This window comes from Enterobacter sp. 118C5 (assembly GCF_034107645.1).
Classification (GTDB): Bacteria; Pseudomonadota; Gammaproteobacteria; order Enterobacterales; family Enterobacteriaceae; genus Enterobacter; species Enterobacter nematophilus.
In genome coordinates this window covers 24,365-48,970 of the sequence record NZ_JAWNEU010000004.1, presented here as the reverse complement: position 1 = coordinate 48,970, position 24,606 = coordinate 24,365, and the positions used below count along the sequence as shown (strand labels likewise).

Here is a 24,606-nt window from a genome sequence, read left to right as displayed (position 1 = left end):
ATTCATCACAGTTAATGAAAGCTGCGTACAAATTTGCATTACTGTAATGAGATCTTATTCAAACTTTAGCGTGCAAATTGCTGGCTAAAGCAGCGATACCCCTAGTTGGATCAAAAGCGCCGGCAGGCTGGCTTTCTACAATTCGTTCATCATCCGCAGAACATTCAAGGAAGTGAACATGCCCGACGCCCTGCAACAACGTTGCCAGCACATTGTGACAAGCCCGGTGTTAACCCCGGAGCAAAAACGTCATTTTCTGGCGCTGGAGGCGGAAAACAATCTGCCCTATCCCGCTCTGCCAGAGGCGGCACGCGCCGCGCTGGACGAGGGGTTTATCTGCGACATGTTCGAAGGCCATGCGCCCTACAAACCGCGCTACGTGCTGCCGGATTATGAAAAATTCCTGGCTAACGGTTCGGAATGGCTGGAGCTGGAAGGCGCGAAAGATCTTGATGACGCCCTCTCGCTGTTAACCATTCTCTACCACCATGTTCCTTCAGTGACATCAATGCCGGTGTATCTCGGCCAGCTCGACGCGATTCTGAACCCGTATGTTAGAATTCTAACACAAGAAGAAATCGATAGCCGAATAAAACGTTTCTGGCGCTATCTCGACAGAACGCTGCCCGATGCGTTTATGCACGCCAACATCGGGCCCGCCGACGGCCCTGTCACCCGTGCCATTCTGCGTGCAGATACCGAACTGAAGCAGGTTGCGCCCAATCTGACCTTTATCTACGATCCTGAGATCACCCCGGACGATCTGCTGCTTGAGGTGGCAAAAAATATTTGTGAATGCAGCAAGCCGCATATTTCAAACGGTCCGGTGAATGATAAAATTTTCACAAAAGGCCGTTTTGGGGTGGTGAGCTGTTACAACTCTCTGCCGCTGGCGGGCGGTGGCAGCACCCTGGTGCGCCTTAACCTCAAGGCAATCGCCGAACACAGCACATCCGTTGACGACTTCTTCACCCGCACGCTACCGCACTACTGCCAGCAGCAAATCGCCATCATCGATGCTCGCTGCGAGTTCCTGTATGAGCAATCCGGCTTCTTTGAGAATAGCTTTCTGGTGAAAGAGGGGCTGATTGATGCCGATCGGTTTGCGCCGATGTTTGGCATGTACGGTCTTGCCGAAGCGGTGAACCTGCTGTGCGAGAAAGCAGGCATGGCGGGGCGTTACGGTAAAGACGAGCAGGCCAACGCGCTGGGCTATCGCATCAGCGAACAGCTTGCGGCGTTTGTTGAAAATACGCCGGTGAAGCACGGCTGGAAACATCGCGCGATGCTGCACGCCCAGTCAGGCATCAGCTCCGATTCGGGCACAACGCCGGGCGCTCGCCTGCCCTACGGCGACGAGCCGGATCCTATCAGTCATCTGCTGGCCGTAGCGCCGCACCATAAACACTATCACTCCGGGATCAGCGATATTTTAACGCTGGATGAGACGGTAAAACGCAATCCGCAGGCGGTGGTTCAGCTTTGCCTGGGCGCGTTCAGGGCCGGTATGCGTGAGTTCACCGCAAATGTGGCCGGTAACGATCTGGTGCGCGTGACCGGCTATATGGTTCGCTTGTCGGATCTGGAGAAATACCGGGAAGCGGGTTCGAGAACTAACACCACGTGGCTGGGGGAAGAGGCCGCGCGCAATACCCGTATTCTGGAACGTCAGCCGCGCGTGATAAGCCATGAACAGCAGATGCGCTTTAGTTAGTCAGGTCATCCCCTTCTCCTGCGTGGACGGGCCGGGCAGCCGCCTGGCGCTGTTCCTTCAGGGCTGCAACCTGCGCTGCAAAACCTGCCACAACCCGTGGACCATCGGGCGCTGCAACGACTGCGGGGACTGCGTCCCCCGCTGCCCGCACGACGCGCTGACCATTCAGGCCGGGCGCGTCTGGTGGCAGGAAAGTCACTGCCAGCAGTGCGACACCTGCCTGCGCCTGTGCCAGCAGCAGGCCACGCCCATGGCGCACCGCCTGAGCGTGGAGGAGATCCTCACGCAGATCCGAAAAGCCGCCCCCTTTATTGAGGGCATTACCGTCAGCGGGGGCGAGGCCACCACGCAGCTGCCGTTTTTGATCGCCCTGTTCACCGCGATCAAAGCCGATCCCGCCTTGCATCACCTCACCTGCCTGGTAGACAGCAACGGTCTGCTAAGCGCAACCGGCTGGCAAAAACTGCTGCCGGTGCTGGATGGCGCAATGCTGGATCTCAAAGCGTGGGGGAATGAACATCACCGCTTTCTGACCGGACGCGATAACCCGCAGATTAAGGAGAGCATTCGCTGGCTGGCAGACCGTCACCGTTTGACGGAGCTCCGCCTGCTGGTCATCCCGGAACAGTGTGATTATCTGGAACATATCAAACCGTTGATCGCGTTCATCCACGGGCTGGGGAATGTTCCGGTGCGTATTAACGCGTTTCATGCGCACGGGGTTTACGGCGAGGCGGCGTCATGGCGCAGCGCCACGCCGGAGGATATTGAGCCGCTGGCGCGAGCGCTGGAAAAACAGAAGATAACGGTGATTCGTCCGGCGCTTTATCTATAGCGTGATGCCAAAAACCGAACGGGTATTTTCGAGCAGCGCGCCGGCAATGGCCTCTTCAGGTTCCTGACGCAGTTCGCACAGCACGTCAAACACCCGTGCCGCCTGTTCCGGGCGATTCGGCTGCCCCTGAAAACCATTCAGCGGCATATCCGGCGCGTCGGTTTCCAGCAGGAGCGCCGACAGCGGCAGCTGCGCCATCACGTCACGGGTTTTACTGGCGCGTGGATAGGTGATGGTGCCACCGACGCCAATTTTATAGCCCAGCTCAATAAAACGCTGCGCCTGCTGCAGGCTGCCGGAAAAACCGTGCACTACGCCTCTTCGCGGCAGGTCGATGCGCTTCAGGTGCATCGCCAGTTTGTCGTGGGTGCGTCGGGAGTGGAGGATCACCGGCAGATCGTGGCGCTTTGCCAGCCGAAGCTGCGCGTCGAGGATCGTCTGCTGGCGTTCAAACTGCGGATCTTCGCGATAGAGATCGAGGCCGATCTCGCCGATGGCGACAAGTTTCTCTCCCGCACTTTGCAGCACCCGATCCAGCTCTACAAGATGCTCATCACGATGGCGCTCAATGACAATCGGATGCAGGCCGAGCGCGGCATAAAGCGCGGGGTATCGCGTGGAAAGATCCAGCACGCGGGAAAAATAGGCAGCCTCAACCGACGGCACAATGATGGCCTGCACGCCGGCGTCGGCAGCTTTCGCAATGCTTTGCGCTTCATCCCCGGTAAACGGCGGAAAATCAAAGTGGCAATGGGTATCAACAAAGCGGTGCGTCACGCCAGATCCTCGTTATCCAGTAAAGCGTCATTCGCCTGTGGGATATCCACCAGCGGCATGGTCAGGGCGTCGTTGGCGACAATTGCAGGTGGCGTAATAATGCGTTTATGCCGATACAGAGGCGGTTGCTCCGCCAGCATTTTGCCGACCGTCGCCAGGAAGTAACGCCCGCACAGCCGCCCCGTTTTGTAATCCATGCGCAGCGCAGGGACGCGGCTGCCCAGCGCCATGCTGACCAGCGGCTTAGGCGGGTAGATCTCGAAAATACGCAGCTTACCCGGCGGTTTCTCAATGAAACGCTGCATCGCGCCGTAGGTGGTTTCATGCTGCTTCGCGATGTTCACCAGCGGCTGCAGGCTGCTGTCGCCCAGCCAGCGCTCCATCCGCTTAAACCACTGGGGGGTGTAATACATTTGCGACGGAACGGTACGGATCACCACAATGGTTTTCGCCCCGCGCCGCGCGGCTTCCTGCACCGGCACCGCGTCGCTGATGCCGCCGTCCAGATAGCTGATGCCATCCAGCAGCGCGCCGGTACGATAAAAACCGGGAATGGCGCTGGAGGCGCGGATGATGTCCAGCCAGTTCTCCTTCTGCGGTGAGAAATAGCCCGGCGAGTAGTCATCGCCCCGGCTGGCGCACATCCAGAATTCTTTGCCGCTATCAAACAGGCGGGCGGCAGTATCCATGGCCAGCGGCATCTGGCTGGAGGTCGACTCCAGCAGCCAGTCGAGATCGATCAGGTTGCCGCCGCGCACGAAGCGCACCGGGTTAAAAAATTCTTTCGCCGTGGTGTAGCGCATGATCACTTTTCGCGCGTAGCCGGGCTGGTTACAGACGTAGGCAGAGAGATTCTGCGCCCCGGCGGACGTGCCGAAGTAGAGGTCAAACGGGTTGAACTGCGCGCGCATAAATTCATCCAGCACGCCGGCGGTGAAAATGCCGCGCTGCCCTCCCCCCTCGCAGACCAGTGCGAGTTGACCCGCGCGAAACGGTTTTAACGTCAGCGGCGCAATATTGCCGAGCGTAACGGGAATTCGTTGCCCCACCTCTGCTTTCCTGTTTTGATTATTTTATCACTCCACAGTAACGCACCCGACCTGTAACGCAAATAAGAAAAAGCCAGTCGCAGTGACTGGCTTTATTTTGTTGAAGGAATATTGCGTTTGCTATGGACGTCGACGCCCCGTAAACAGGCTGACCAGGAACAGAATAATACCGACGACGAAGACAATTTTAGCTGCCCATGCCGCTGTACCTGCCAGTCCACCAAAGCCCAATGCGGCGGCAATTAACGCGATAACCAGAAATATAATGCCCCAACGAAACATAAGCTTCTCCTTTACCATAGTTAATGTCGGCCGCTAAACGTGAGCGCTCAGGTCACTCACCGGCGTTTTTCCAGAGTCGTTCTTATTTCGCCCGCAGGATTTAGCCTGTCGGGCGAATGGTCCAGAATTACTTCGTTTTCAGATCGTTTTTAACGCTTTTCACACCATCAATGGCTTTCGCAATTGACTCGGCACGTTCACTTTGCGCCTGTGAATCAACCGTACCGGAAAGCTGAACCACGCCATCGGTGGTTTCCACTTTCACCTTACGAGACGGCACGATGTCATCTGCTAAAAGTTTAGCTTTGATTTCGCTGGTAGTAGCGGCATCACCGGCATAACCTTTCACCGACGCGTTTTTACCGTCGCGAACGTGGAGTTTATCGCTCACGGATGCGACACCCTCGACACCCTTCGCCACCTTCACGGCCTGTTCGGCCTGGGCCTGGCTTTCAACGAAGCCACTCAGGGTAACGACCTTTTTGTCGGTCTTAACGGAAATATCGGTGCTCTTGATGGCTTCATCATCCACCAGTGCGGCTTTCACTTTTGCTGTGATAGAGCTGTCGTCCATGAAATTACCGACTTTATTCATAGAGCTATCGATTTTTTGCCCTGCGGTATCGGCCGTGGACTGTGCTTTATCCATGGTGCTGCTTTCCGCCAGGGCGGAACCGCTAACCAGAACGCTACCCAGTGTTACAGCCAGCAGAGTTTTAGAAATCTTCAGTCTTGTCATATTCATCGATGTATTCCTGTGTTTTACCCGTTATTCGGGCTAAATACTTCCTTAGTAGTTTTATATATCGCGAATAAACACACGGGTGAAATGGAGAACCAATCGACATGCATTGAACAGTTAATTCATCCACGCCCGGTGCTAAACACTGAGTTAAATATAGATCACTCTCACAATGCCGCTTTCAGAATTGAGTAAAAAACGCGCGAATAGCGTGAATTTGCGGTGAATTAAGAACATTCCGCAAGGGACTAATAAGACAGGAATAAAAGAAGAGCACGGCGATTGCCGTGCTCTGAGAGGGGATTAGTGTTCGCGCGTTTTGCGAAACTGAACGTCTGGATAACGTTCCTGCGTCAGGTTCAGGTTGACCATCGTTGGCGCGATATAGGTCAGGTTGTCGCCGCCATCCAGCGCCAGCTGAATTTCGTTCTTACGCTTAAATTCTTCGAATTTCTTCACGTCTGAACACTCAACCCAGCGCGCGGTCGCCACGTTGACCGATTCGTAAATCGCTTCCACGTTGTACTCGCTCTTCAGGCGCGCAACTACCACGTCGAACTGCAGCACGCCCACCGCGCCGACGATCAGATCGTTGTTGGCGATTGGACGGAACACCTGCACGGCGCCCTCTTCGGAGAGCTGAACCAGGCCTTTCAGCAGCTGTTTCTGCTTAAGCGGATCGCGCAGGCGAATGCGACGGAACAGCTCCGGTGCGAAGTTCGGAATACCCGTGAACTTCATCATCTCGCCCTGGGTGAAGGTATCGCCGATCTGGATCGTACCGTGGTTGTGCAGGCCGATGATGTCGCCCGGATACGCTTCCTCAACGTGCGAGCGATCGCCCGCCATAAAGGTCAGCGCGTCGGAGATCACCACGTCTTTGCCGATACGCACCTGGCGCAGCTTCATGCCCTTCTCATACTTACCGGACACCACGCGCATGAAGGCCACGCGGTCGCGGTGTTTCGGGTCCATGTTGGCCTGAATTTTAAAGACGAAGCCGGTGAACTTCTCTTCTTTTGCTTCCACTTCGCGGGTGTCGGTTTTGCGCGGCATCGGCTGCGGAGCCCACTCCACCAGACCGTCCAGCATGTGGTCTACGCCGAAGTTACCCAGCGCGGTACCGAAGAAGACCGGAGTAATTTCGCCGCTCAGGAACAGCTCTTTGTCGAACTCGTGAGACGCCCCCTTCACCAGCTCCAGCTCGTCGCGCAGCTGCACGGCCAGCTCTTCGCCAACTGCGGCGTCCAGATCCGGGTTGTCCAGACCTTTGACAATGCGCACTTCCTGAATGGTGTGGCCTTTACCGGTCTGGTACAGGTAGGTTTCGTCTTTATAGAGGTGGTAAACGCCTTTAAACAGCTTACCGCAGCCAATTGGCCAGGTGATTGGCGCACAGGCGATCTTCAGCTCGTTTTCCACTTCATCCATCAGCTCCATCGGGTCACGGATGTCACGGTCGAGTTTGTTCATAAAGGTGAGGATCGGCGTATCGCGCAGGCGGGTAACTTCCATCAGCTTGCGGGTACGATCTTCTACACCTTTCGCGGCGTCGATCACCATCAGACAGCAGTCCACCGCCGTCAGGGTACGGTAGGTATCTTCGGAGAAGTCTTCGTGGCCCGGGGTGTCCAGCAGGTTCACCAGGCAGTCGTGATACGGGAACTGCATCACGGAGGTGGTAATCGAAATACCACGCTGCTTTTCCATCTCCATCCAGTCAGATTTTGCATGCTGGCTGGAGCCACGGCCTTTAACGGTACCCGCAGTCTGGATCGCCTGTCCGAACAGCAACACCTTCTCGGTGATGGTCGTTTTACCGGCATCCGGGTGCGAGATAATGGCAAAAGTACGGCGCTTGGCCACCTCTTGCAGATAAGGAGACAACGTCATAATTAAATCTTCTTTTATAAGCGCGGCAGCACGCCACGCATCATGGAATACAAAATTGCGGCTATTTTACCCATCAACGGGGGGCAGGCAATCATTGTTTACACAGGAGTTGCTCCAGTTCGGTCAATGACGTGACGGTCCAGGTTGGCTCAATGCCTTCAGGCTTCACGCGGCCATGCGCATTCAGCCAGACGGTGGACAAACCTGACTTCATACCGCCAAGAATATCAGACTCTGCGGTATCACCCACCATCAGCACGCGATCGCGGTCGGGATTACCGGCCTGCGCCAGCGCATAATCGAAGATTCGCGGATCTGGTTTTGGCACCCCAACCTCTTCGGAGATCACCAGCGCGTCGAAATGATCGCGCAGGCCGGTGCGCTCCAGGCGAATTTGCTGCAGCGCGGTGAAGCCGTTAGTGATGATTCCCAGTTTCACTTTCCCTTTCAACGCATTCAACAGAGAAACCGCACCCGGCAGCGGCGCGCAAATATCCGCCATCGCATTGAGAAACGCCTCGTTCAGCAAGCCTGGACTGACGTTTAAGCGCTCCGCCCAAACGTCAAATCGCTGGTGCTGAAGCTGTAACGCAGTGATGGCACCGTTCTGGTAATCCACCCACAGCGGCTTATTCACCGCCTGATAGTCCTGAAAATCTTCAGCGGTGAAGGTCACGCTATAGTCGAGAAACATCCGCTGTAGGCCGCCGAACGAGTCAAACGTAAACAGCGTTTCGTCGGCATCAAAGAAAATCCAGTCCCATTTCATCGTTACAACCTTATATTCGTTATCCAATCGGCAGAGCCATGATAATGGCGTCTTCACGTCCCTCTGCGGTGGGGTAGTAGTTACGGCGAACTGTCGCCTCGTTAAAGCCTAAGCTTTCATAGAGCGCGATGGCGGCGATATTCGACGCGCGCACCTCCAGCCACAGGGTGAAAACGTCACGGGTTTCGAGCTCACGAATGAGATGCTCAAGCAGTTCTCTGCCCAGCCCACGGCGCTGAAACGCCGGGTCGACGGCGATGTTAAACAGCGTCGCCTCGTCAAGAACCACCTGCGTGATGGCAAACGCGGCCATGGTGCCGTCAACGTCCAGACGGTAGTTCAGATAGCGCTCGCCCTGATTGCTGGCAAACGTTTTTTCGCTCCACGGAAAGGCGTGGGCGCGTGTTTCAATCGCGAACGCTGCGGTCAGGTCAGGCGTCGTGAGGGAAGAAATCGTGTTCATATTCGCAGATTTGTTGCCATAGCGCGCTGCGCGCCTTCGGATTGGCTTTCAGCTCGTCCAGCGCTGGCGAGCTGATTTGACTCCCCTGAAGAGAGATGTCGTTTGTCTCTCCGATGCGCCAGCTGTTACAGCGGCTATCAGGAGGAAGCATCGCGACACGCTCTGGCGTCAGCTGTAAGACCTGGTCGGGCGTCAGCTTCAGGCTGCGAAGGACATCACCGATCAGGGGCTCATTCAGGGCAGGCAGTTCTTCCGCCACCATCACCAGCCGAACGTGGGCAGGGATGGAGATGGCGATTTCGCCCTGCAACGCCGTCGGGCGACGCAAAGCCCACTGGGTAATGCCCAGCTGCTGCAACTGCCAGTCTCGTCGGGATGTCATAGGGATAACTCCTGTCTCTCAGGCGCGCAAATATAGCAAATGTGTCGAAACTGCGCCATCTACCTACTATAATCCCCGCCTGAGTTTATTGAGGAACAATTCATGTCTGCATTTACCCCGGCAAGTGAAGTCTTGCTGCGTCACAGTGATGATTTCGAAGAAAGCCGTATTCTGTTTGCCGGAGATATGCAGGATGACCTGCCCGCGCGTTTCGACTGTGCTGAAAGCCGTGCCCACACCCAATACTACCACCACTGGCAGGTGCTAAGCCGCCAGATGGGCGAGCGCGCGCGCTTCAGCCTGGTGGCGGAGCAGAGCGATATTGCCGACTGCGATACCCTGATCTACTACTGGCCGAAGAACAAGCCGGAAGCCCAGTTCCAGCTGATGAACCTGCTCTCCCTGCTGCCGGTTGGCTGCGATATTTTCGTGGTCGGTGAAAACCGCAGCGGTGTCCGTAGCGCCGAACAGATGCTGGAAGCCTACGCGCCGCTGACCAAAGTCGACAGCGCGCGTCGCTGCGGCCTGTATCATGGCCGTCTGGAAAAGCAGACAACCTTTGATGCTCAGGCTTATTGGGACGAATACCAGCTTGACGGCCTGACCATCAAAACCCTGCCGGGCGTCTTCAGCCGTGACGCGCTGGATACTGGCAGCAAGCTGCTGCTCTCCACCCTGACGCCGCACACCAAAGGCAAAGTGCTGGACGTGGGCTGCGGCGCGGGCGTGCTTTCAACGGTGCTTGCCAGCCATTCACCAAAAGTGCGTTTAACCCTGTGCGACGTGAGCGCCCCGGCGGTAGAAGCCAGCCGCGCAACGCTTGCGGCCAACGGCATTGAAGGCGAGGTGATTGCCAGCAACGTCTTCTCTGACGTCACCGGCCGCTTTGACATGATCATCTCCAACCCGCCGTTCCACGACGGGATGGAAACCAGCCTCGAAGCTGCGCAAACTCTGATCCGTGGCGCGACTCGCCACCTCAACAGCGGCGGCGAGCTGCGCATCGTCGCGAACGCCTTCCTGGCGTACCCGAAAGTGCTGGACGAAACCTTCGGCTTCCACGAGGTGATCGCCCAGACGGGACGCTTTAAGGTCTACCGCACCGTGATGACGCGTCAGGCAAAGAAATAATTCGCCATACAATCCAGGCCGGATAAGCGCCAGCGCCATCCGGCAAGCAGGCGTCTCAATTCCGTCCATTTTTGCAGCAATCAATAAAAGGCGCGCACTTTTCTGTTGACGTAAAGCTGAAAACATCTAGAATGCGCCTCCGTGGTTACGATACTTTTACAGTATCGATGGTATGCGAAGGTGGCGGAATTGGTAGACGCGCTAGCTTCAGGTGTTAGTGTCCTTACGGATGTGGGGGTTCGAGTCCCCCCCCTCGCACCATAAATCACGTTGATATTGCTCGCACTGGGCGAAGGTGGCGGAATTGGTAGACGCGCTAGCTTCAGGTGTTAGTGTCCTTACGGATGTGGGGGTTCGAGTCCCCCCCCTCGCACCAACGAGGCGATATCAAAAATAGTAAGATGACTGTGCGAAGGTGGCGGAATTGGTAGACGCGCTAGCTTCAGGTGTTAGTGTCCTTACGGATGTGGGGGTTCGAGTCCCCCCCCTCGCACCAATTATCTTGCTTCCCTTCTGTAATGCCTCTTATTTTCCCTGTTATTTCAAACTCATCATTATCACCAGAATTGCGCTGACTAATGCGACGCATGATGGCAGTAAAACATAGTGGCGCAGGTGCTTATGCCAGATCATGCCTGACGTCATCAGCAGCCCTGACACAATGATGGCCTTCCAGCTTTCGATGGAGAGATCGGCAAACATCAAACCGCCCAGGATTATGCCCGGCAGCAATACTCCCCATGCACTTCCCAGCGCCCTGTTCAACATACATCGCCCTTTCATAACGATAATGATAAACAATATCATATGATAGAAATTATCATTTGTCAGCGCAGTGAAGTAAAAAAGATCGCCCTTTACCCTTATGTAGAATGACAGAAATTTCCTAAGGTGATAAATTGCTCACCTGTTAACTCCACATAAAGTTTTTCTTATAATTACGCTTTGAGTTTTTTGCATATTTTAGTGCGAAACCACACCTATTCATCTGTTTTAATTAAATTTTAATAAAAACGCACGACTATGACATCACAATCCTGGCGGTCTTTGGTTCAAAGAAAATATCAATTATCGTTACGTTTATTTTTATTTCTGAACGCAACGTCAGCCGTGTTCTCGGTAACCAACCCGCTCTATTCTGTACGCGTGTTTTCTGCCCCTCTGATTGCTATTTTCGCGATCAGTACTGGCCTGTTCGTCTGGCACTGGAAAAAGCGCGCGCGGAAGATAAATATTCCTGCCGTTTCAGCAATCTTCGGTATTTTGTGGGCCTGGCAAATTGATTCGAAATTTTCGCTAATTACCCATGACCAGGCGATGTATTTGATAATAGCTTTACTCACGGTGCTTTTTATCGGAACGCTGGCCTTCGCCAGTAATATCAAAGCATTTACGCTGCACTCGCTCCCCGCCTTTATTGTCTGCCTGTGGTTAAGCGACCAGGATATATGGCTAAGAATGTCCTATTCTTTCGCACTTCCTGTGGTGGCTATTGCTATCCATAACATTTTGCAACGGCGCAACGATCGCTTCGCCCAGGAGCTGCTCTCTCGCCTGCTTGAAGAACGGGAAACGCTGACCGATCTCAGCATGATGGACCCGCTAACGGGGCTCTATAATCGTCGCGGCCTGCAAAGCCGTCTGGAGAACCTGCCGGCGGTAGAAAACGGCGAACACTTTGTCCTTTTGATGGATATCGACCACTTCAAAGCCTATAACGACCATTACGGCCATATGATGGGTGACCAGGCTCTGAAACGCGTCTCTGCGGCAATTCGTGATGCCGTCCGTTCGCGCGATATTGTGGCGCGTTTCGGTGGGGAAGAGTTCATGGTGCTGCTGACGAATATTTCACTTGAACACGCCCGCCATACGGCAGAGCGGATCCGTCAGAAAGTCTATGATTTGAAAATCCCCCATCTGTTCAACGAAAGCGTCGCCACCAACGTCACCATCAGTATCGGTATTGCCATTTTCGAAAATGAGGACGTGGAAGGCGCGCTGGAGAGAGCGGACAGAGCCCTCTATGAAGCAAAGCATTTAGGTCGCAATAACATTCTGCTGAGTGAAGAGCTACAAACCGCTTAAGCGCGTCGTCGGTTAATCAGGACAAAAGTCTTGCCATTGGTATGAGCAATAGTTAGGATTGGCAATCATTATCATTTAGATTTCTATCTCAACTATGGCTACGCATACCGCACACATCGTTGAACCACTCCTCTGGCGAGCGCCGCTCACCAGCGGGAATGCGTCGCTTGCGGATGCCATACGGGATAAGATTGCTCAGACGCGCGCCCACCTGCTGGACTTTATCAGGCTTGATGAAGCGCCCCCGCACCACGCCATGACGCTCGCTGAGTGGCAGCAGCCCTCTACGCTGCAGTCGCTGCTTGCAACCTATTCCGACCATATCTATCGCAATCAGCCGACCCTAACGCGGGAAAATAAACCTCTGCTTTCCCTGTGGGCACAGTGGTATATCGGGCTGATGGTTCCCCCGCTCATGCTGGCGGTGTTAACCCAAAAGAGCATGCTGGCGCTCTCCCCGGATCATTTTCACGTCGAGTTCCACGAAACCGGCCGAGCAGCCTGTTTCTGGATCGATCTGCACGAAGATCGCGGCGCAGAGCAGTTCTTTGCTCAGGAACGTCTGGAACAGCTTGTCATCCAGGCCCTGATCCCAGTGGTAGAGGCACTTGAAGCAACGGGAGAGATCAACGGGAAGCTTATCTGGAGTAATACCGGGTATTTAATTCACTGGTATTTAACGGAAATGAAGCCGCTGCTCGGCGATGAGAAAGTGGAGGCCCTGCGCCAGTCCTGCTTCTTTGCTAAACAGCTTTCCGATGGCCGCGATAACCCGTTATTCCGTACCGTTGTGCTCCGTGACGGGCTTCTGGTGCGTCGCACCTGCTGTCAGCGCTATCGCTTGCCGGACGTTAAGCAGTGCGGGGATTGCACGCTGAAGTAGTAGGGTGCGGCCCGATGCCCTCACCCTGCCCCTCTCCCACGGGGAGAGGGAACAAACACCAAAAACGGCAACCTGAAAGTTGCCGTTTTGCTTTTACCTAGGCCACCTGCTGATTGTCCTCTTCCGCGTTACGCTGCGCTTCTTCCGCTTCCTGCTCCAGCAGCTGTTTCTCGTACACTTTAAAGAACGGGAAGTAGATGATTGCCGATACGCAGGCCAGAACGACCACCAGAATAGCGGCGCGGAAATCCCAGCCCAGGGCCCATGCTGCGCCTATTGGCGCCGGTGCCGTCCAGGGTACGACGGAAATAACACGGCCAATCAGATCAAACGTCATCGCCGCCCAGGCCAGCACGGCGTTAACCATCGGGGCCAGCAGGAACGGAATAAAGAACACCGGGTTCATCACAATCGGCGTACCGAAGATAACGGGTTCGTTGATGTTGAAGAAGCTGGGCACCACGCTCAACCGGCCGATAGAGCGTAAATGCGCTGAGCGACTGCGCAGATAGCAAATTACCAGCCCCATCGTCGCACCCGACCCGCCAATCACGATGAAGAACGTCCAGAAGGCTTCCATAAAAATATGTGGCAGAGGCTGACCGGCGGCCAGCGCGGTCTGGTTAGCACCAAGGTTAGTTAACCAGAACATCTGCAGCATGCCGGAGACAATGGCCGCCCCGTGGATCCCGGCGAACCACAGCAGATGCCCAATCAACACCGCCAGCAGGATCGCGGGCAGTGAATCCGCCGCGGAAACCAGGGGCTTGAAGATGGACATAATTGCCTGTGGGATCAGCATGTCAAACTGAGACTGAATCAACAGGCTCAGCGGATAAAGCGTTAATACCACCACCAGCACAGGGATCAGCAGGTCAAAGGAGTTTTTGATCATCGGCGGCACCTGGTCCGGCAGGCGAATACCGATGTTGTGCGCTTTCAGGAAACGCATCATCTCAACGCAGTAAATCGCCACCAGAATGGCGGTAAAAATACCCGTTCCACCCAGGCTGTCGACGGGAAGCGTGCCTTTAGTTTTAGGGGCCGCAACCAGCAGAAACGCCATCAGCGACAGCATGGCGCACATGAACGGATCCAGCTGGTGCGTTTTGACATAATGTTTGCCGAGGTTGTAGGCGATGGCCGCGCAGATATAAATGGACATAATGCCCATGGTCATATCAAACGGCGTCAGGATCTGGCCTTCAAACTGCTTTGCCATATCCAGCCAGGCGCGCGCAAAACCCCAGGTGGTATCAGGCGAAAACGGTGGGTAAGCAAACACTAATAAAAATGAACCCACAATCATGAACGGCATCGCGGAGATAAACCCATCACGGATAGCCATGACATGACGCTGGGACGAGATCCGCCCGGCAATCGGGCTCACGTAATTTTCAACGAAACGGAATATCAGATTAAACGCAGCATGGTTGGCAGACATGGTTGATCTCCTGTCAGACGTTTATTACGGGCGCACTCGCGCCGCACGTTGTTCCATAAATCAGCTTCACAACCTTGCTGGCTTGCGTACCAGCGGTACTGCTCAGACGAAATGGTTTCATAATTGGCTCTTATTATTGGATACAGGGGACGTTACATACTCAGTATTAATCTACGCATCACGCTCTGCAACCGGTTACTGTAACCGGTTTCCGTGATTGTGAAGAGGATCCAGAAATCAGCCATCCTGGATATTTGTTACTTAAGAGATATTTACAGAGCATAAATTCTTATGACAGATTACGCAGGATATTTGTCAGGAGGAAACAATGAGTTTGCAGTCCGTACAGCAGTTTTTTGCCGACAACGCGCCGGAGATAGAGGTAATTGAGCTTAGCCAGAGTACGGCTACCGTTGCGCTGGCTGCTGCCGCCCACCGCGTAGAGCCGGGACAAATCGCCAAAACCCTATCGTTGAAGGTTAAAAATGAGGTGATTCTGGTCGTGGCGAAGGGTGATGCACGCCTGGATAACAAAAAACTGAAAGACACGTTTGGCGCGAAAGCACGCATGCTCAGCAGTGATGAAGTGGTTACCGTTACTGGTCATCCCGTTGGTGGCGTCTGCCCGTTTGGGCTTGAAAACCCACTTGCGGTTTACTGCGATATCTCGTTAAAACAATACGCTGAAGTGCTCCCCGCCGCTGGCGCAATCCACAGTGCCGTACGTATTTCTCCAGACAGAATGGCAGAGCTGACATCCGCAAAGTGGGTTGATGTGTGCATCTGAATGATGCGCCAGAGCGTATCTGGCGCGCAAAAGGCGGGTTACAAAAATGTCGGTTTGCTTAGCCCGGCAGTTCGCGGTTCTCTAACCGGGAGATGCGTAAGAATATCCGCTGCATCAAGCAACCCTACGTCAGAATTCACCCCCAGCTTCACCATCGCATTAAACTTATGCGCGCGAATAGTCTTGATATTGCGTTCAAGCTGCGCCGCGATTTCAGGGATGGAATATCCGCATGACATATAACGTAAAATTGCTCTTTCCGTTGGGCTCAACATTCGGTTCTGACTGCAGTACCAGTGGTTAAGCATATTGTCATTAATGCGCAGCGTTTCGCTCAACAATACCACTAGCTCCTTCAGCAGGTGTTCAAGGGTCACGGATTTACTGACCACACCGTGAAGACGTGAAGGCGAAAGATGGCTAATCAACCGCGCCTCCATCTCATCCGAGACCAGGATAATGCGCTGAATATGGCTATGCGTAAACGCGAGATCCCGCAGATGCGCCAGGCAGTTACGTCGTTCTTCTCGCGCGTCGGAAAGCGAATAGATCAGCGAGAAAAAATTCACGTGATGCAGTGCTTTCTTAAAGCCATCAAAATCATTAAACAGGTGCAGTTGATATTGGCTGAGTTCAGACTGCGTAAAAAGATGCTGCAGCCCGACCGCACTCATCGAGCAATTTTCGATGATGGCGATATGTCTTGTTGAATCGGTTTTTTCCATTCCTCAAACTCTCCATAGGCTGACATTAAACTCAGCTCTCTCATTCCCTGTGTACTGTTGATCCAGGCGTACATGTCGGCATTACTCCGCAATGACAGCCTTCGCATCGCACTGTTTTTCTGCGCACTGATCGTTTTATTGCTCTTTTTAAGCAACGTAGCGATTTGGTTAATCCCCCACCCTTTGCCTAACAGGCGAAGCACCTTACGTTCTGAGTGCGTGAGCGCAATAAAGTGTTCGTCGTCATCCTCACTTTCCTCGGGTTCTGGGGTTAATAACGTCTGGCTTATCCGCTCTGCGCGTTCACTCCCTGCCCGGATAGCGTTAACGACACCTTCGATAGGTTCCATATCAGAAAGCAGCGTGCTTTCCGGCCGCATAAGCAGCTCAACGGCAATAGGGTAAAACGGCCGGGAAACCAAAAAGATCCAGTGGATATCCCGGTATTGGTTCAGTAAGCGGTAATACTCTTCGAGCGTACCCCGTGGGTTTCTGTATTCGCCTGAAACATCAGCGATAATCACGTCTGCGCGGCGCAGCTGAAGCAGGGTTAATTCCTGCAGTGAGCGGCAGTAGGTCAATTCAAAATCGGGGAAATGACGTGCCATTACGTCCCCTAGCCCATTTTGCATTACGGGTATCCGGCTAATGACAACGCCATGCTTACCAGGCAGTGATAACATAGACCCTCCGTGTCCATTTTTCATTTGATGAGTAACCTTAAAACGCATCAATGTAGAAGTATTTTCGTCCCTGAGTGTAAAACGGATTAATACAAGCAGAAGATGAGATATTTTCTTAGTTTAAGAAACGCCTAAAACAGCGCTAATATCTCACAAAGCGCAAATAAATTTAATTCCGCAGCCATTAAAATAACGACAATATAAAGTTAGAATAACTTAATATAAATATTTTATATTTCTAGATTAATAATTCACGGAATTAATAAATTAAACCAAAAGTCTTTCGTGACGGGGTTTACCACTGTTTGCACAAACCTTGATCTGGTCCACAGCAAAGGTCACCGCACTTTGTGCTAAAAGTAGGCATTACGGGCCAACCGGCAACCATCCACCTTATCTTCGGGACAATACATGCAGTCAGATCGGTCAACGCAGCGTGCTATCACGCGGCTCTGTATTCAGTGCGGTCTTTTCCTGCTCCAGCACGGCGCGGAAAGCGCGCTGGTCGAGGAGCTTTCAACCCGGCTGGGGCTGGCGCTGGGGATGGACAGCGTTGAGAGCGCTATCTCATCCAACGCCATTGTGCTGACCACCATTAAAGACGGGCAGTGTCTGACGTCCACCCGTAAAAACCACGACCGAGGCATTAACATGCACGTTGTAACCGAGGTCCAGCACATCGTCATCCTGGCTGAGCATAAACTTCTCGATCTCAAGGAGATTGAAAAACGTTTTAATCAAATCAAGCCATTACGTTACCCACGCTGGCTGGTCGTCCTCATGGTGGGGCTATCGTGCGCCTGTTTTTGTAAGCTCAACAAAGGCGGCTGGGACGGCGCGATCGTCACCTTTTTCGCCAGCAGCATCGCCATGTACGTGCGCCAGCTGCTGACGCACCGGCAGCTGCACCCGCAAATTAACTTCTGCATCACCGCGTTTGTTGCCACCACGGTGTCCGGCCTGCTGCTGCGCCTGCCGCAGTTTGCCGCGACCCCGACGATTGCGATGGCCGCCAGCGTGCTTCTGCTGGTGCCGGGCTTCCCGCTGATTAACGCCGTCGCCGACATGTTTAAAGGGCACATCAATACCGGGCTGGCACGCTGGGCTATCGCCAGCCTGCTGACGCTGGCGACCTGCATCGGCGTGGTGATGGCGATGACGCTGTGGGGGCTACGCGGATGGGCGTGATAGATTTTCTGCTGGCGCTGGCACAGGACATGCTCCTGGCCGCCATTCCTGCCGTCGGCTTTGCGATGGTATTTAACGTTCCGCAACGCGCTCTGCCGTGGTGTGCGCTGCTGGGCGCAATTGGCCACGGCTCGCGAATGGTGATGATGACGGCGGGCTTTAACATCGAATGGTCGACGTTTATGGCCTCTATGCTGGTCGGCAGCATCGGTATTCAGTGGTCGCGCTGGTATCTGGCGCATCCGAAAGTGTTCACCGTCGCCGCCGTTATCCCGATGTTCCCCGGCATATCTGCCTATACGGCAATGATTTCCGCGGTGAAAATCAGCCATTTTGGCTACACCGAGCCGCAGATGATTCTTCTCCTGAGCAACTTTCTTAAGGCGTCCTCCATCGTCGGCGCGCTCTCTATCGGGCTGTCGATACCCGGGCTATGGCTCTACCGCAAACGCCCGCGCGTTTGATATTTGTGTTATTTCGCTGCCGTGGAGATAATCTTTCTGGTCCGTTTGGTAAAAATAAGGAAAGGTTGTGGCTAATCCTGGCAGCGAAAACCCAGAACACAGTGAAGAATCGAGCCTGAAGGAGAAGATTTTTCAGAGCGCTATCGCGCTGTTTGCCGAATTTGGACTGAACGGCGCCCGCATGGAGCAGATCGCGGAGAAAGCGGGTACCACCAAACGCATGGTGGTTTACCATTTTAAAAACAAAGAAAACCTCTACCTTCTCGTCCTGGAATACGTTTACACCCAAATTCGCGCCAGTGAAAAGGCGCTTAGCCTGGCGGATATGCCTCCCGTCGAAGCGCTGGTCCATCTGGTTGAAGCCACCTTTGACTATCACGCCGACCACCCGGATTACATCCGCATTATCTGCATGGAAAACATGCAGCGCGGCCGTTTTATGCAGCAGTCAAACTATCTGCGTCAGGTCAACCGCAGCGCGCTCGACCTGCTGGAAGGGATCCTGCGCCGGGGCAAAGAAAAACAGCTATTCAGCCAGACGGTTGACGCCCGCGACCTTCACCGTCTGATCAGCAGCTTTAGCTTTCACTACGTTGCCAACAGCTACACCTTCACCCTGCTGTTTGAAGAGGGTGCAGACGAGCAGGCCCAGCGCCAGCACTACCGTAAAATGGCCGTTCAGGTGGCGCTGCGTTATACCTGCCCATAAAATTGCTTGCAATTAAATTGCACACAATCTATATTCATATCATGAACGCAAAAACGAACGACACGACCGCTGCGCTCCTGCTGGATAACCAGCTCTGTTTTGCCCTCTATTCGGCAAATCTGGCGCTTAATAAGCTATACCGGCAACTGCTGGCGCCGCTGAACCTGACTTACCCGCAATATCTGGTGATGCTGGTGCTGTGGGAGCAGGATGACGTGACGGTGTCGGACATCGGTGAACGGCTTTTCCTTGACTCCGCAACGCTGACGCCGCTGCTGAAGCGTCTGGAAAGCGCCGGGCTAATCAACCGCCACCGCTCGCGTAAAGATGAACGTCAGGTCGCCGTCACGCTGACTGAAGCCGGACGTGAACTTCAGCAGCAGGCATTGGGTATCCCACATGCGGTGGGGTGCGCCGCACAGTGTGACACCGACACCATGCTAGCGCTCAAGCAGCAGCTGGAACTTTTGCGGCAACAGATTCAACGCGCGTAAGGCTATACTTTACGCGTCTTTATTTAGCCACATATATCGCACGCTATTTAATAGCACATACAAAAGTAAGATGAGGAACCTGCCATGTCTTTAGAAAAAGTTGTTTATACCGCCAAAGCAAAAGCCACCGGGGGCCGTGACGGCCGCGCGACCTCTTCCGATGGTGTTCTGGACGTTAAACTGGGCGTGCCGAAAGAGATGGGCGGCATGGGTGGAGAAGTCACGAATCCTGAGCAGCTGTTTGCCGCGGGTTACTCTGCCTGCTTCCTGGGCGCGATGAAGTTTGTGGCGGCGCGCGACAAATTTACCCTGCCAAAAGAGGCGTTTATTGAAGGCGAAGTGGGTATCGGCCCGCTGCCAACCGGTTTTGGTATCGAAGCAAAACTGAATATCCACGTTGAAGGTATGGATCCTGCGGAAGCCAAAAAGCTGGTCGACGCGGCGCATATCGTTTGCCCTTACTCTAACGCGACCCGCGGCAACATCGACGTGACCCTGAATATCATCGCATGATAACTGCCTGATGGCGCTGCGCTTTTCAGGTCTACGACTCTAGTCCCGGTAAGCGCAGCGCCACCGGGGAAATCCCCTCCATCCCCTCCCCCTCTCTGTGCTACCATAAGCCCATATCACGCCCGTAGTAATCAGTTGAGTAAGCGTTATGTCCTCCAGAATTCTGACCACCAGCATTGCTGGCATTGATGCCTTTATGCGCGACCCACGCGGTGTGTTGACCCACGCCGAAGGCGGCACGGTTGCGGTTTTTGCCGACAACGCGCCGGCGTTTTACGCAATCACGCCGGAACGTCTGGCGCAGCTTCTGGAGATCGAAGCGCAGTTGTCACGCCCGGCGAGCGACGTCACGCTGGATAACCAGTTCTTTGAAGAACCGGTTAATACCCCACTGACCGTTCCGATGGGCAAATTTGCCCTTTACGCGGGCTGGCAGCCTGATGTGGATTTCCAGCGGCAGGCTGCATTGTGGGGCATTGCGTTAACCCAGCCAGCCACCGCGGAAGAGCTCGCCGCGTTTATCGCCTGGTGGCAGGCGGAAGGCAAAGTGTTCACCCACGTTCAGTGGCAGCAAAAGCTCGCGCGTCATCTTCAAATTACCCGCGCCAGCAACAATGGGCAGCCAAAGCGCGACATCAACGCGTTTTCAGAACCGGATAAACAGATCCCCAGCGGATTCCGAGGTGCGAAATGAAGAACGTCGGCGACCTGATGAAACGTCTGCAAAAAATGATGCCAGCCAACGTGAAGCCCGCTTTCACTACGGGTGAAGAGCTGCTGGCGTGGCAAAAGGAGCAAGGTGAAATTCGTGCCGCCGCGCTCGCCCGCGAAAACCGGGCGATGAAAATGCAGCGCACCTTTAACCGCTCCGGTATTCGTCCCCTGCACCAGAACTGCTCGTTTGATAACTATAAAATTGAGACCAGCGGGCAGATGAACGCGCTTGCCGCCGCGCGTCAGTACGTGGATGAATTTGACGGCAATATCGCGAGCTTCATTTTTAGCGGCAAGCCCGGCACCGGAAAAAACCACCTCGCAGCCGCCATCTGCAACGAGCTGCTTCTGCGCGGTAAATCAGTTCTCATCATCACCGTGGCCGACATCATGTCCGCCATGAAAGACACCTTCAGCAACCGTGAAACCAGCGAAGAGCAGCTGCTTAACGATCTGAGCAATGTGGATCTCCTGGTCATCGACGAGATTGGCGTTCAGACGGAATCCCGTTATGAAAAGGTCATCATTAACCAGATTGTCGATCGCCGCTCTTCGTCCAAACGTCCCACCGGCATGCTGACGAACCACAACATTGACGAGATGACCCGCCTACTGGGCGAACGCGTCATGGACCGCATGAAGCTGGGCAACAGTCTGTACGTCATCTTCGACTGGGACAGTTACCGCAGCCGCGTTACCGGCAAAGAGTATTAAGACAGTTCCAGGAATCGCCAGCAGGGCGCAGGTATATACTGGAACCCCTTCCGGCCCAAAACGGACCTTTTTGAGAAAGCCATTATGAAAAAACAGATTCTTATCAGCACCTTTTTAGGCGCGCTGCTGGTTACCGGCGCAGCGCAAGCGGCTTCGTGGCAGGAGTCCCTGTCAAGCGCAGCAAATGAGCTGACCAAAGAGAGCGGCAGCGCCCAGGGCGGGCTCTCGGCCTCTTCTCTCACCAGCCTGCTTAGCAACAGCTCCCAGAGCCTGAGCGCGGGCACGATGAACAACGCGGCGGGGATTCTGGAATATTGCGCGAAGCAAAAGCTGGCCTCGGTGACCGATGCGCAAAACGTGAAAAACCAGGTGCTGGGTAAACTGGGCCTCGACACGCAGGAGCAAAAAGCGGATACCAGCTATATGGACGGCATTCAGGGCCTGCTTAACGCGCAAAACGGCCAACAGCTTAACCTGAGCACCCTCGGCAACTCCTCTCTGGCAAAACAGGTGAAAACCAAAGCCTGCGATCTGGTGCTGAAACAAGGCGTTAATTTCATCTCCTGATCCGCCCCATTTTCTGCCACAACACGCCGCGTTTAATGCGATAGGCTTGCATCGCGGCGTTAAACGAGCGTTTTTCCTACCTGCCACCGTCTCAGCGTCCGTTTGTCAGGATGCGACCACCCTCATAAAAACGATTTTATAAACCAAATCCTAACAACAGCACACTTTCGTGACACTAAAATTGCAGCTAAACGACATCGCCATTACATTGTCTTACCAAAAATAAACGGTTAGCCAGCGAAGCACCTGGCGTCATGAGGATATGCTGTTGTCAGAATTCATCTCTCTTATCCTTTTTCTGGCCTCCATCGGCGTTTATGCCTGGAAAGCCGGCCGCAACACCTGGTGGTTTATCGCCACGCTGGTGGTACTCGGCATTTTTATCATTTTAAACATTACCTTATACGCCAGCGATTACTTCACCGGCGACGGCATTAACGATGCTGTGCTCTACACCCTGACGAACAGCCTGACGGGCGCGGGGGTGGGTAAATACATCCTGCCGGGGCTGGGACTGATCGTGGCGCTGGTGACGATTTTCGGCGCGCTCGCCTGGGTGCTGCGCCGCCGCCGACATCTTCCTCACCATCATGGCTACAGCCTGCTGGCGCTTTTCCTGGCGCTGGCCTCCGTCGACGCCAGCCCCGCGTTTCATCAGATCACCGAGCTTGTAAAATCCCAGTCGCGCGACGGCGATCCGGACTTCGTGGCCTACTACAAAGAGCCGTCGAAAACGATCGCCAACCCGAAGCTCAATCTTGTCTACATTTACGGTGAAAGCCTGGAGCGCACCTACTTTGATAACGAGGCGTTTCCGAACCTCACGCCGGAACTGGGCGCGCTGAAAAACGAAGGTCTCGATTTCAGCCACACCATGCAGCTGCCCGGCACGGATTACACTATCGCCGGAATGGTGGCTTCCCAGTGCGGTATCCCGCTGTTCGCGCCTTTTGAAGGCAACGCCTCCGCCTCGATGTCGACGTTCTTCCCGCAGAATATTTGCCTGGGCGATATCCTGAAAAACTCCGGCTATGAAAACTACTTTATGCAGGGAGCAAACCTGCGCTTTGCCGGAAAAGACGTGTTCCTGAAATCCCACGGTTTCGACCACCTGTACGGCTCAGAAGAGTTAAAAACCACGGTTGCCGATCCGACCTACCGCAACGACTGGGGCTTCTATGACGATACGGTGCTGGACGAAACCTGGAAGAAATTCGAGGAACTTTCCCGCGCCGGGAAGCGTTTTTCTCTCTTTGCGCTGACGGTAGATACGCACCATCCGGACGGGTTCGTCTCGCGCACCTGTAAGCGTAAAAGCTATGACGTGGACGGCAAAAACAACAAGTCTTTCAGCGCCGTGACCTGTAGCCAGGAGCATATCGCCGCGCTGGTCGAAAAAATCAAAGCCTCGCCCTGGTTTAAAAACACCGTCATCGTGGTCTCGTCCGATCACCTGGCGATGAAAAACAGCGCGTGGGATCGGCTCAACAAGCAGGACCGCAGCAATCTGTTCTTCGTTCTGCGCGGAGACCAGCCGCAGCAGGAGTTAATCGCCACCAAACGCAACTCCATGGATAACGGCGCGACGGTGCTGGATATTCTGGGCGGCGACAACTTTATTGGCCTTGGGCGCAGCACCCTGTCCGGGCAATCCCTGTCGGAAGTGTTCCTCAACATGAAGGAGAAAATCCTCGCCTGGAAGCCCGACATCATCCGCCTGTGGAACTTCCCGAAAGAGATGAAAGACTTCACCGTCGATCGGGATAAAAACACCGTTGCCTTCTCCGGCAGCAACTTCCGCCTGCCGCTGCTGGTGCGGGTGTCGGATAGCCGCGTCGAACCGCTGCCGGAGAGCGAATATTCCGCGCCGCTGCGCTTCCAGCTGGCCGATTTCGCCCCTCGCGATAACTTCGTCTGGATTGACCAGTGTTACAAAATGGGTCAGCTCTGGTCGCAGCCGCTGGCGCTCTCTACAGACTGGTGCGTCTCTCAGGGCCAGCTTGGCGGGGAGCAAACCGTGCAGCATGTCGACAAAGCCCAGTGGCAAGGCAAAACCGCCTTTAAAGATACGGTGATTGATACGGCGCGCTATCAGCACAACATCGACATGCTGAAAATCGTCGACAACGACATTCGCTATAAAGCGGACAGCTTCATCTTTAACGTGGCCGGCGCGCCTGAAGAAGTGAAGCAGTTTAGCGGCATCTCCCGTCCGGAGTCCTGGGGACGCTGGTCAAACGCGCAGCTGGGCAACGAGGTGAAAATTGAGTACACCCATCCGCTGCCAGAGCAATTCGATCTGGTGATCACAGCAAGAGCGTACGGACCCAACGCGAATAAGCCCGTGCCGGTGCGCGTGGGCGATGAGGAGCAGACGCTGACGCTTGGAAATGACGTAAGCACTCACACGCTGCATTTCACCAATCCATCGCGCAGCAATACCCTGGTGATTGTGCCGCCTGACCCGCAGTCCACCAATGAAGGGAATATTCTCGGCCATTCACCGCGCCAGCTCGGGATAGGTATGGTTGAAATTAAAATCGTCGGCAAACAAGGCTAACGCATTTCCCGCCCGGCGTTCTGCCGGGCGGTTATG

General features: G+C 54.4%; 27 protein-coding genes and 3 tRNA genes. 18 read left to right on the top strand and 12 right to left on the bottom strand.

Translation table 11 applies throughout. The features are described from left to right. Positions 1–178 precede the first annotated feature (178 nt). Both UTO39_RS10010 and UTO39_RS10005 read left to right on the top strand, forming a co-directional pair. A complete protein-coding gene (locus tag UTO39_RS10010) occupies positions 179–1,714 on the top strand; it encodes a YjjI family glycine radical enzyme (protein WP_320727099.1) in 1,536 nt (511 codons plus the stop codon). Continuing rightward, on the top strand, positions 1,689–2,549 hold the full coding sequence (locus UTO39_RS10005; protein WP_320727098.1) for a YjjW family glycine radical enzyme activase: 861 nt from the start codon (positions 1,689–1,691) through the stop codon (positions 2,547–2,549). The genes UTO39_RS10010 and UTO39_RS10005 overlap by 26 nt, the downstream gene beginning before the upstream one ends. On the opposite strand, the gene UTO39_RS10000 is transcribed toward UTO39_RS10005, so the two are convergent. The 8 genes from UTO39_RS10000 to UTO39_RS09965 form a co-directional block, all read right to left on the bottom strand. Then, entirely contained in the window at positions 2,544–3,326 is a 783-nt protein-coding gene (locus tag UTO39_RS10000) for a TatD family hydrolase (protein ID WP_320727097.1), read from the bottom strand. The genes UTO39_RS10005 and UTO39_RS10000 overlap by 6 nt on opposite strands. Further along, positions 3,323–4,375: a patatin family protein gene (locus tag UTO39_RS09995; protein ID WP_151413465.1), complete on the bottom strand. Its 1,053-nt coding sequence runs from the start codon at positions 4,373–4,375 to the stop codon at positions 3,323–3,325. The genes UTO39_RS10000 and UTO39_RS09995 overlap by 4 nt, the downstream gene beginning before the upstream one ends. A gap of 120 nt (positions 4,376–4,495) precedes the next feature. Continuing rightward, complete coding sequence (locus UTO39_RS09990) at positions 4,496–4,657, bottom strand: DUF1328 domain-containing protein (protein WP_003856556.1); 162 nt, start codon at positions 4,655–4,657, stop codon at positions 4,496–4,498. 127 nt (positions 4,658–4,784) lie between these two features. Then, positions 4,785–5,402 (bottom strand): molecular chaperone OsmY, encoded by a 618-nt coding sequence (gene osmY / locus UTO39_RS09985; RefSeq protein ID WP_028015434.1) that lies wholly within the window; start codon positions 5,400–5,402, stop codon positions 4,785–4,787. A 300-nt stretch (positions 5,403–5,702) separates the two neighbouring features. After that, positions 5,703–7,292, bottom strand: a complete 1,590-nt coding sequence (gene prfC, locus UTO39_RS09980; protein WP_320727096.1) for a peptide chain release factor 3 — start codon at positions 7,290–7,292, stop codon at positions 5,703–5,705. A 91-nt stretch (positions 7,293–7,383) separates the two neighbouring features. Beyond that, on the bottom strand, positions 7,384–8,061 hold the full coding sequence (gene yjjG / locus UTO39_RS09975; protein WP_061099311.1) for a pyrimidine 5'-nucleotidase: 678 nt from the start codon (positions 8,059–8,061) through the stop codon (positions 7,384–7,386). A gap of 19 nt (positions 8,062–8,080) precedes the next feature. Continuing rightward, positions 8,081–8,524, bottom strand: coding sequence for a ribosomal protein S18-alanine N-acetyltransferase (gene rimI, locus UTO39_RS09970; RefSeq protein ID WP_320727095.1), 444 nt, complete (start codon positions 8,522–8,524; stop codon positions 8,081–8,083). Next, a complete protein-coding gene (locus UTO39_RS09965; RefSeq protein ID WP_041911296.1) occupies positions 8,493–8,906 on the bottom strand; it encodes a DNA polymerase III subunit psi in 414 nt (137 codons plus the stop codon). Before UTO39_RS09965 ends, rimI begins: the two co-directional genes overlap by 32 nt. A gap of 102 nt (positions 8,907–9,008) precedes the next feature. On the opposite strand from UTO39_RS09965, the gene rsmC reads away from it, so the two are divergent. The 4 genes from rsmC (at position 9,009) to UTO39_RS09945 (ending at position 10,533) form a co-directional block, all read left to right on the top strand. Continuing rightward, positions 9,009–10,037 (top strand): 16S rRNA (guanine(1207)-N(2))-methyltransferase RsmC, encoded by a 1,029-nt coding sequence (gene rsmC / locus UTO39_RS09960; RefSeq protein ID WP_320727094.1) that lies wholly within the window; start codon positions 9,009–9,011, stop codon positions 10,035–10,037. A gap of 174 nt (positions 10,038–10,211) precedes the next feature. Further along, positions 10,212–10,298, top strand: a tRNA-Leu gene (locus tag UTO39_RS09955). A gap of 28 nt (positions 10,299–10,326) precedes the next feature. Further along, positions 10,327–10,413, top strand: a tRNA-Leu gene (locus tag UTO39_RS09950). 33 nt (positions 10,414–10,446) lie between these two features. Continuing rightward, a tRNA-Leu gene (locus tag UTO39_RS09945) sits at positions 10,447–10,533 on the top strand. A 41-nt stretch (positions 10,534–10,574) separates the two neighbouring features. Here the strand turns inward: UTO39_RS09945 and UTO39_RS09940 are convergent. Further along, positions 10,575–10,844 carry a DUF1435 domain-containing protein gene (locus UTO39_RS09940; RefSeq protein ID WP_266179324.1) on the bottom strand — a complete coding sequence of 90 codons (270 nt, stop codon included), beginning with the start codon at positions 10,842–10,844 and terminating at the stop codon, positions 10,575–10,577. A gap of 216 nt (positions 10,845–11,060) precedes the next feature. Here UTO39_RS09940 and UTO39_RS09935 point away from each other — a divergent pair, with 216 nt between their 5' ends. Then, the gene (locus UTO39_RS09935; protein ID WP_061099315.1) at positions 11,061–12,125 is read left to right on the top strand and encodes a GGDEF domain-containing protein; all 1,065 of its coding nucleotides are present in this window, start codon (positions 11,061–11,063) and stop codon (positions 12,123–12,125) included. Between the two features lie 94 nt (positions 12,126–12,219). Then, positions 12,220–13,008 (top strand): siderophore-iron reductase FhuF, encoded by a 789-nt coding sequence (gene fhuF, locus UTO39_RS09930; protein ID WP_320727093.1) that lies wholly within the window; start codon positions 12,220–12,222, stop codon positions 13,006–13,008. Between the two features lie 97 nt (positions 13,009–13,105). Here fhuF and UTO39_RS09925 read toward each other — a convergent pair whose 3' ends face one another. Then, complete coding sequence (locus UTO39_RS09925) at positions 13,106–14,452, bottom strand: PTS sugar transporter subunit IIC (protein ID WP_061099317.1); 1,347 nt, start codon at positions 14,450–14,452, stop codon at positions 13,106–13,108. Between the two features lie 328 nt (positions 14,453–14,780). On the opposite strand from UTO39_RS09925, the gene UTO39_RS09920 reads away from it, so the two are divergent. Beyond that, on the top strand, positions 14,781–15,239 hold the full coding sequence (locus UTO39_RS09920) for a YbaK/EbsC family protein (RefSeq protein ID WP_023331967.1): 459 nt from the start codon (positions 14,781–14,783) through the stop codon (positions 15,237–15,239). A 38-nt stretch (positions 15,240–15,277) separates the two neighbouring features. On the opposite strand, the gene bglJ is transcribed toward UTO39_RS09920, so the two are convergent. Beyond that, positions 15,278–15,913 (bottom strand): DNA-binding transcriptional activator BglJ, encoded by a 636-nt coding sequence (bglJ, locus tag UTO39_RS09915; protein ID WP_061099318.1) that lies wholly within the window; start codon positions 15,911–15,913, stop codon positions 15,278–15,280. Then, entirely contained in the window at positions 15,910–16,647 is a 738-nt protein-coding gene (locus UTO39_RS09910) for a LuxR C-terminal-related transcriptional regulator (protein ID WP_061099319.1), read from the bottom strand. The genes bglJ and UTO39_RS09910 overlap by 4 nt, the downstream gene beginning before the upstream one ends. Positions 16,648–17,058: 411 nt before the next feature. Between UTO39_RS09910 and UTO39_RS09905 the strand changes: the two genes are divergently transcribed. From UTO39_RS09905 to opgB, 9 genes are all read left to right on the top strand, one after another. Then, positions 17,059–17,835 (top strand): threonine/serine exporter ThrE family protein, encoded by a 777-nt coding sequence (locus UTO39_RS09905; RefSeq protein ID WP_061099320.1) that lies wholly within the window; start codon positions 17,059–17,061, stop codon positions 17,833–17,835. Further along, a complete protein-coding gene (locus tag UTO39_RS09900) occupies positions 17,826–18,299 on the top strand; it encodes a threonine/serine exporter (protein WP_020885295.1) in 474 nt (157 codons plus the stop codon). The genes UTO39_RS09905 and UTO39_RS09900 overlap by 10 nt, the downstream gene beginning before the upstream one ends. 67 nt (positions 18,300–18,366) lie before the next feature. After that, complete coding sequence (locus tag UTO39_RS09895) at positions 18,367–19,008, top strand: TetR family transcriptional regulator (RefSeq protein WP_266179327.1); 642 nt, start codon at positions 18,367–18,369, stop codon at positions 19,006–19,008. A 41-nt stretch (positions 19,009–19,049) separates the two neighbouring features. After that, positions 19,050–19,502, top strand: a complete 453-nt coding sequence (locus UTO39_RS09890) for a MarR family winged helix-turn-helix transcriptional regulator (RefSeq protein ID WP_028015419.1) — start codon at positions 19,050–19,052, stop codon at positions 19,500–19,502. Between the two features lie 84 nt (positions 19,503–19,586). Beyond that, positions 19,587–20,015: an organic hydroperoxide resistance protein gene (locus UTO39_RS09885; RefSeq protein ID WP_013095463.1), complete on the top strand. Its 429-nt coding sequence runs from the start codon at positions 19,587–19,589 to the stop codon at positions 20,013–20,015. Between the two features lie 148 nt (positions 20,016–20,163). Further along, positions 20,164–20,709, top strand: a complete 546-nt coding sequence (gene dnaT, locus UTO39_RS09880; RefSeq protein ID WP_061099322.1) for a primosomal protein DnaT — start codon at positions 20,164–20,166, stop codon at positions 20,707–20,709. Continuing rightward, entirely contained in the window at positions 20,706–21,443 is a 738-nt protein-coding gene (gene dnaC / locus UTO39_RS09875) for a DNA replication protein DnaC (RefSeq protein ID WP_061099323.1), read from the top strand. Before dnaT ends, dnaC begins: the two co-directional genes overlap by 4 nt. An 84-nt stretch (positions 21,444–21,527) precedes the next feature. Continuing rightward, positions 21,528–22,010, top strand: a complete 483-nt coding sequence (locus tag UTO39_RS09870) for a DUF2501 domain-containing protein (protein WP_061099324.1) — start codon at positions 21,528–21,530, stop codon at positions 22,008–22,010. Between the two features lie 268 nt (positions 22,011–22,278). Then, positions 22,279–24,570, top strand: a complete 2,292-nt coding sequence (gene opgB, locus UTO39_RS09865; protein WP_320727092.1) for a phosphatidylglycerol--membrane-oligosaccharide glycerophosphotransferase — start codon at positions 22,279–22,281, stop codon at positions 24,568–24,570. Positions 24,571–24,606 lie beyond the last annotated feature (36 nt).

Excerpts from the sequence above, each read along its gene's own strand:
- UTO39_RS10010 (WP_320727099.1), top strand. The coding sequence starts at position 179 with ATGCCCGACGCCCTGCAACAACGTTGCCAGCACATTGTGACAAGCCCG.
- UTO39_RS10005 (WP_320727098.1), top strand. The coding sequence starts at position 1,689 with ATGAACAGCAGATGCGCTTTAGTTAGTCAGGTCATCCCCTTCTCCTGC.
- UTO39_RS09990 (WP_003856556.1), bottom strand. The coding sequence starts at position 4,657 with ATGTTTCGTTGGGGCATTATATTTCTGGTTATCGCGTTAATTGCCGCC.
- osmY (WP_028015434.1), bottom strand. The coding sequence starts at position 5,402 with ATGAATATGACAAGACTGAAGATTTCTAAAACTCTGCTGGCTGTAACA.
- prfC (WP_320727096.1), bottom strand. The coding sequence starts at position 7,292 with ATGACGTTGTCTCCTTATCTGCAAGAGGTGGCCAAGCGCCGTACTTTT.
- yjjG (WP_061099311.1), bottom strand. The coding sequence starts at position 8,061 with ATGAAATGGGACTGGATTTTCTTTGATGCCGACGAAACGCTGTTTACG.
- rimI (WP_320727095.1), bottom strand. The coding sequence starts at position 8,524 with ATGAACACGATTTCTTCCCTCACGACGCCTGACCTGACCGCAGCGTTC.
- UTO39_RS09965 (WP_041911296.1), bottom strand. The coding sequence starts at position 8,906 with ATGACATCCCGACGAGACTGGCAGTTGCAGCAGCTGGGCATTACCCAG.
- rsmC (WP_320727094.1), top strand. The coding sequence starts at position 9,009 with ATGTCTGCATTTACCCCGGCAAGTGAAGTCTTGCTGCGTCACAGTGAT.
- UTO39_RS09940 (WP_266179324.1), bottom strand. The coding sequence starts at position 10,844 with ATGATATTGTTTATCATTATCGTTATGAAAGGGCGATGTATGTTGAAC.
- UTO39_RS09935 (WP_061099315.1), top strand. The coding sequence starts at position 11,061 with ATGACATCACAATCCTGGCGGTCTTTGGTTCAAAGAAAATATCAATTA.
- fhuF (WP_320727093.1), top strand. The coding sequence starts at position 12,220 with ATGGCTACGCATACCGCACACATCGTTGAACCACTCCTCTGGCGAGCG.
- UTO39_RS09925 (WP_061099317.1), bottom strand. The coding sequence starts at position 14,452 with ATGTCTGCCAACCATGCTGCGTTTAATCTGATATTCCGTTTCGTTGAA.
- UTO39_RS09920 (WP_023331967.1), top strand. The coding sequence starts at position 14,781 with ATGAGTTTGCAGTCCGTACAGCAGTTTTTTGCCGACAACGCGCCGGAG.
- bglJ (WP_061099318.1), bottom strand. The coding sequence starts at position 15,913 with ATGAGTGCGGTCGGGCTGCAGCATCTTTTTACGCAGTCTGAACTCAGC.
- UTO39_RS09910 (WP_061099319.1), bottom strand. The coding sequence starts at position 16,647 with ATGTTATCACTGCCTGGTAAGCATGGCGTTGTCATTAGCCGGATACCC.
- UTO39_RS09905 (WP_061099320.1), top strand. The coding sequence starts at position 17,059 with ATGCAGTCAGATCGGTCAACGCAGCGTGCTATCACGCGGCTCTGTATT.
- UTO39_RS09900 (WP_020885295.1), top strand. The coding sequence starts at position 17,826 with ATGGGCGTGATAGATTTTCTGCTGGCGCTGGCACAGGACATGCTCCTG.
- UTO39_RS09890 (WP_028015419.1), top strand. The coding sequence starts at position 19,050 with ATGAACGCAAAAACGAACGACACGACCGCTGCGCTCCTGCTGGATAAC.
- UTO39_RS09885 (WP_013095463.1), top strand. The coding sequence starts at position 19,587 with ATGTCTTTAGAAAAAGTTGTTTATACCGCCAAAGCAAAAGCCACCGGG.
- dnaT (WP_061099322.1), top strand. The coding sequence starts at position 20,164 with ATGTCCTCCAGAATTCTGACCACCAGCATTGCTGGCATTGATGCCTTT.
- dnaC (WP_061099323.1), top strand. The coding sequence starts at position 20,706 with ATGAAGAACGTCGGCGACCTGATGAAACGTCTGCAAAAAATGATGCCA.
- UTO39_RS09870 (WP_061099324.1), top strand. The coding sequence starts at position 21,528 with ATGAAAAAACAGATTCTTATCAGCACCTTTTTAGGCGCGCTGCTGGTT.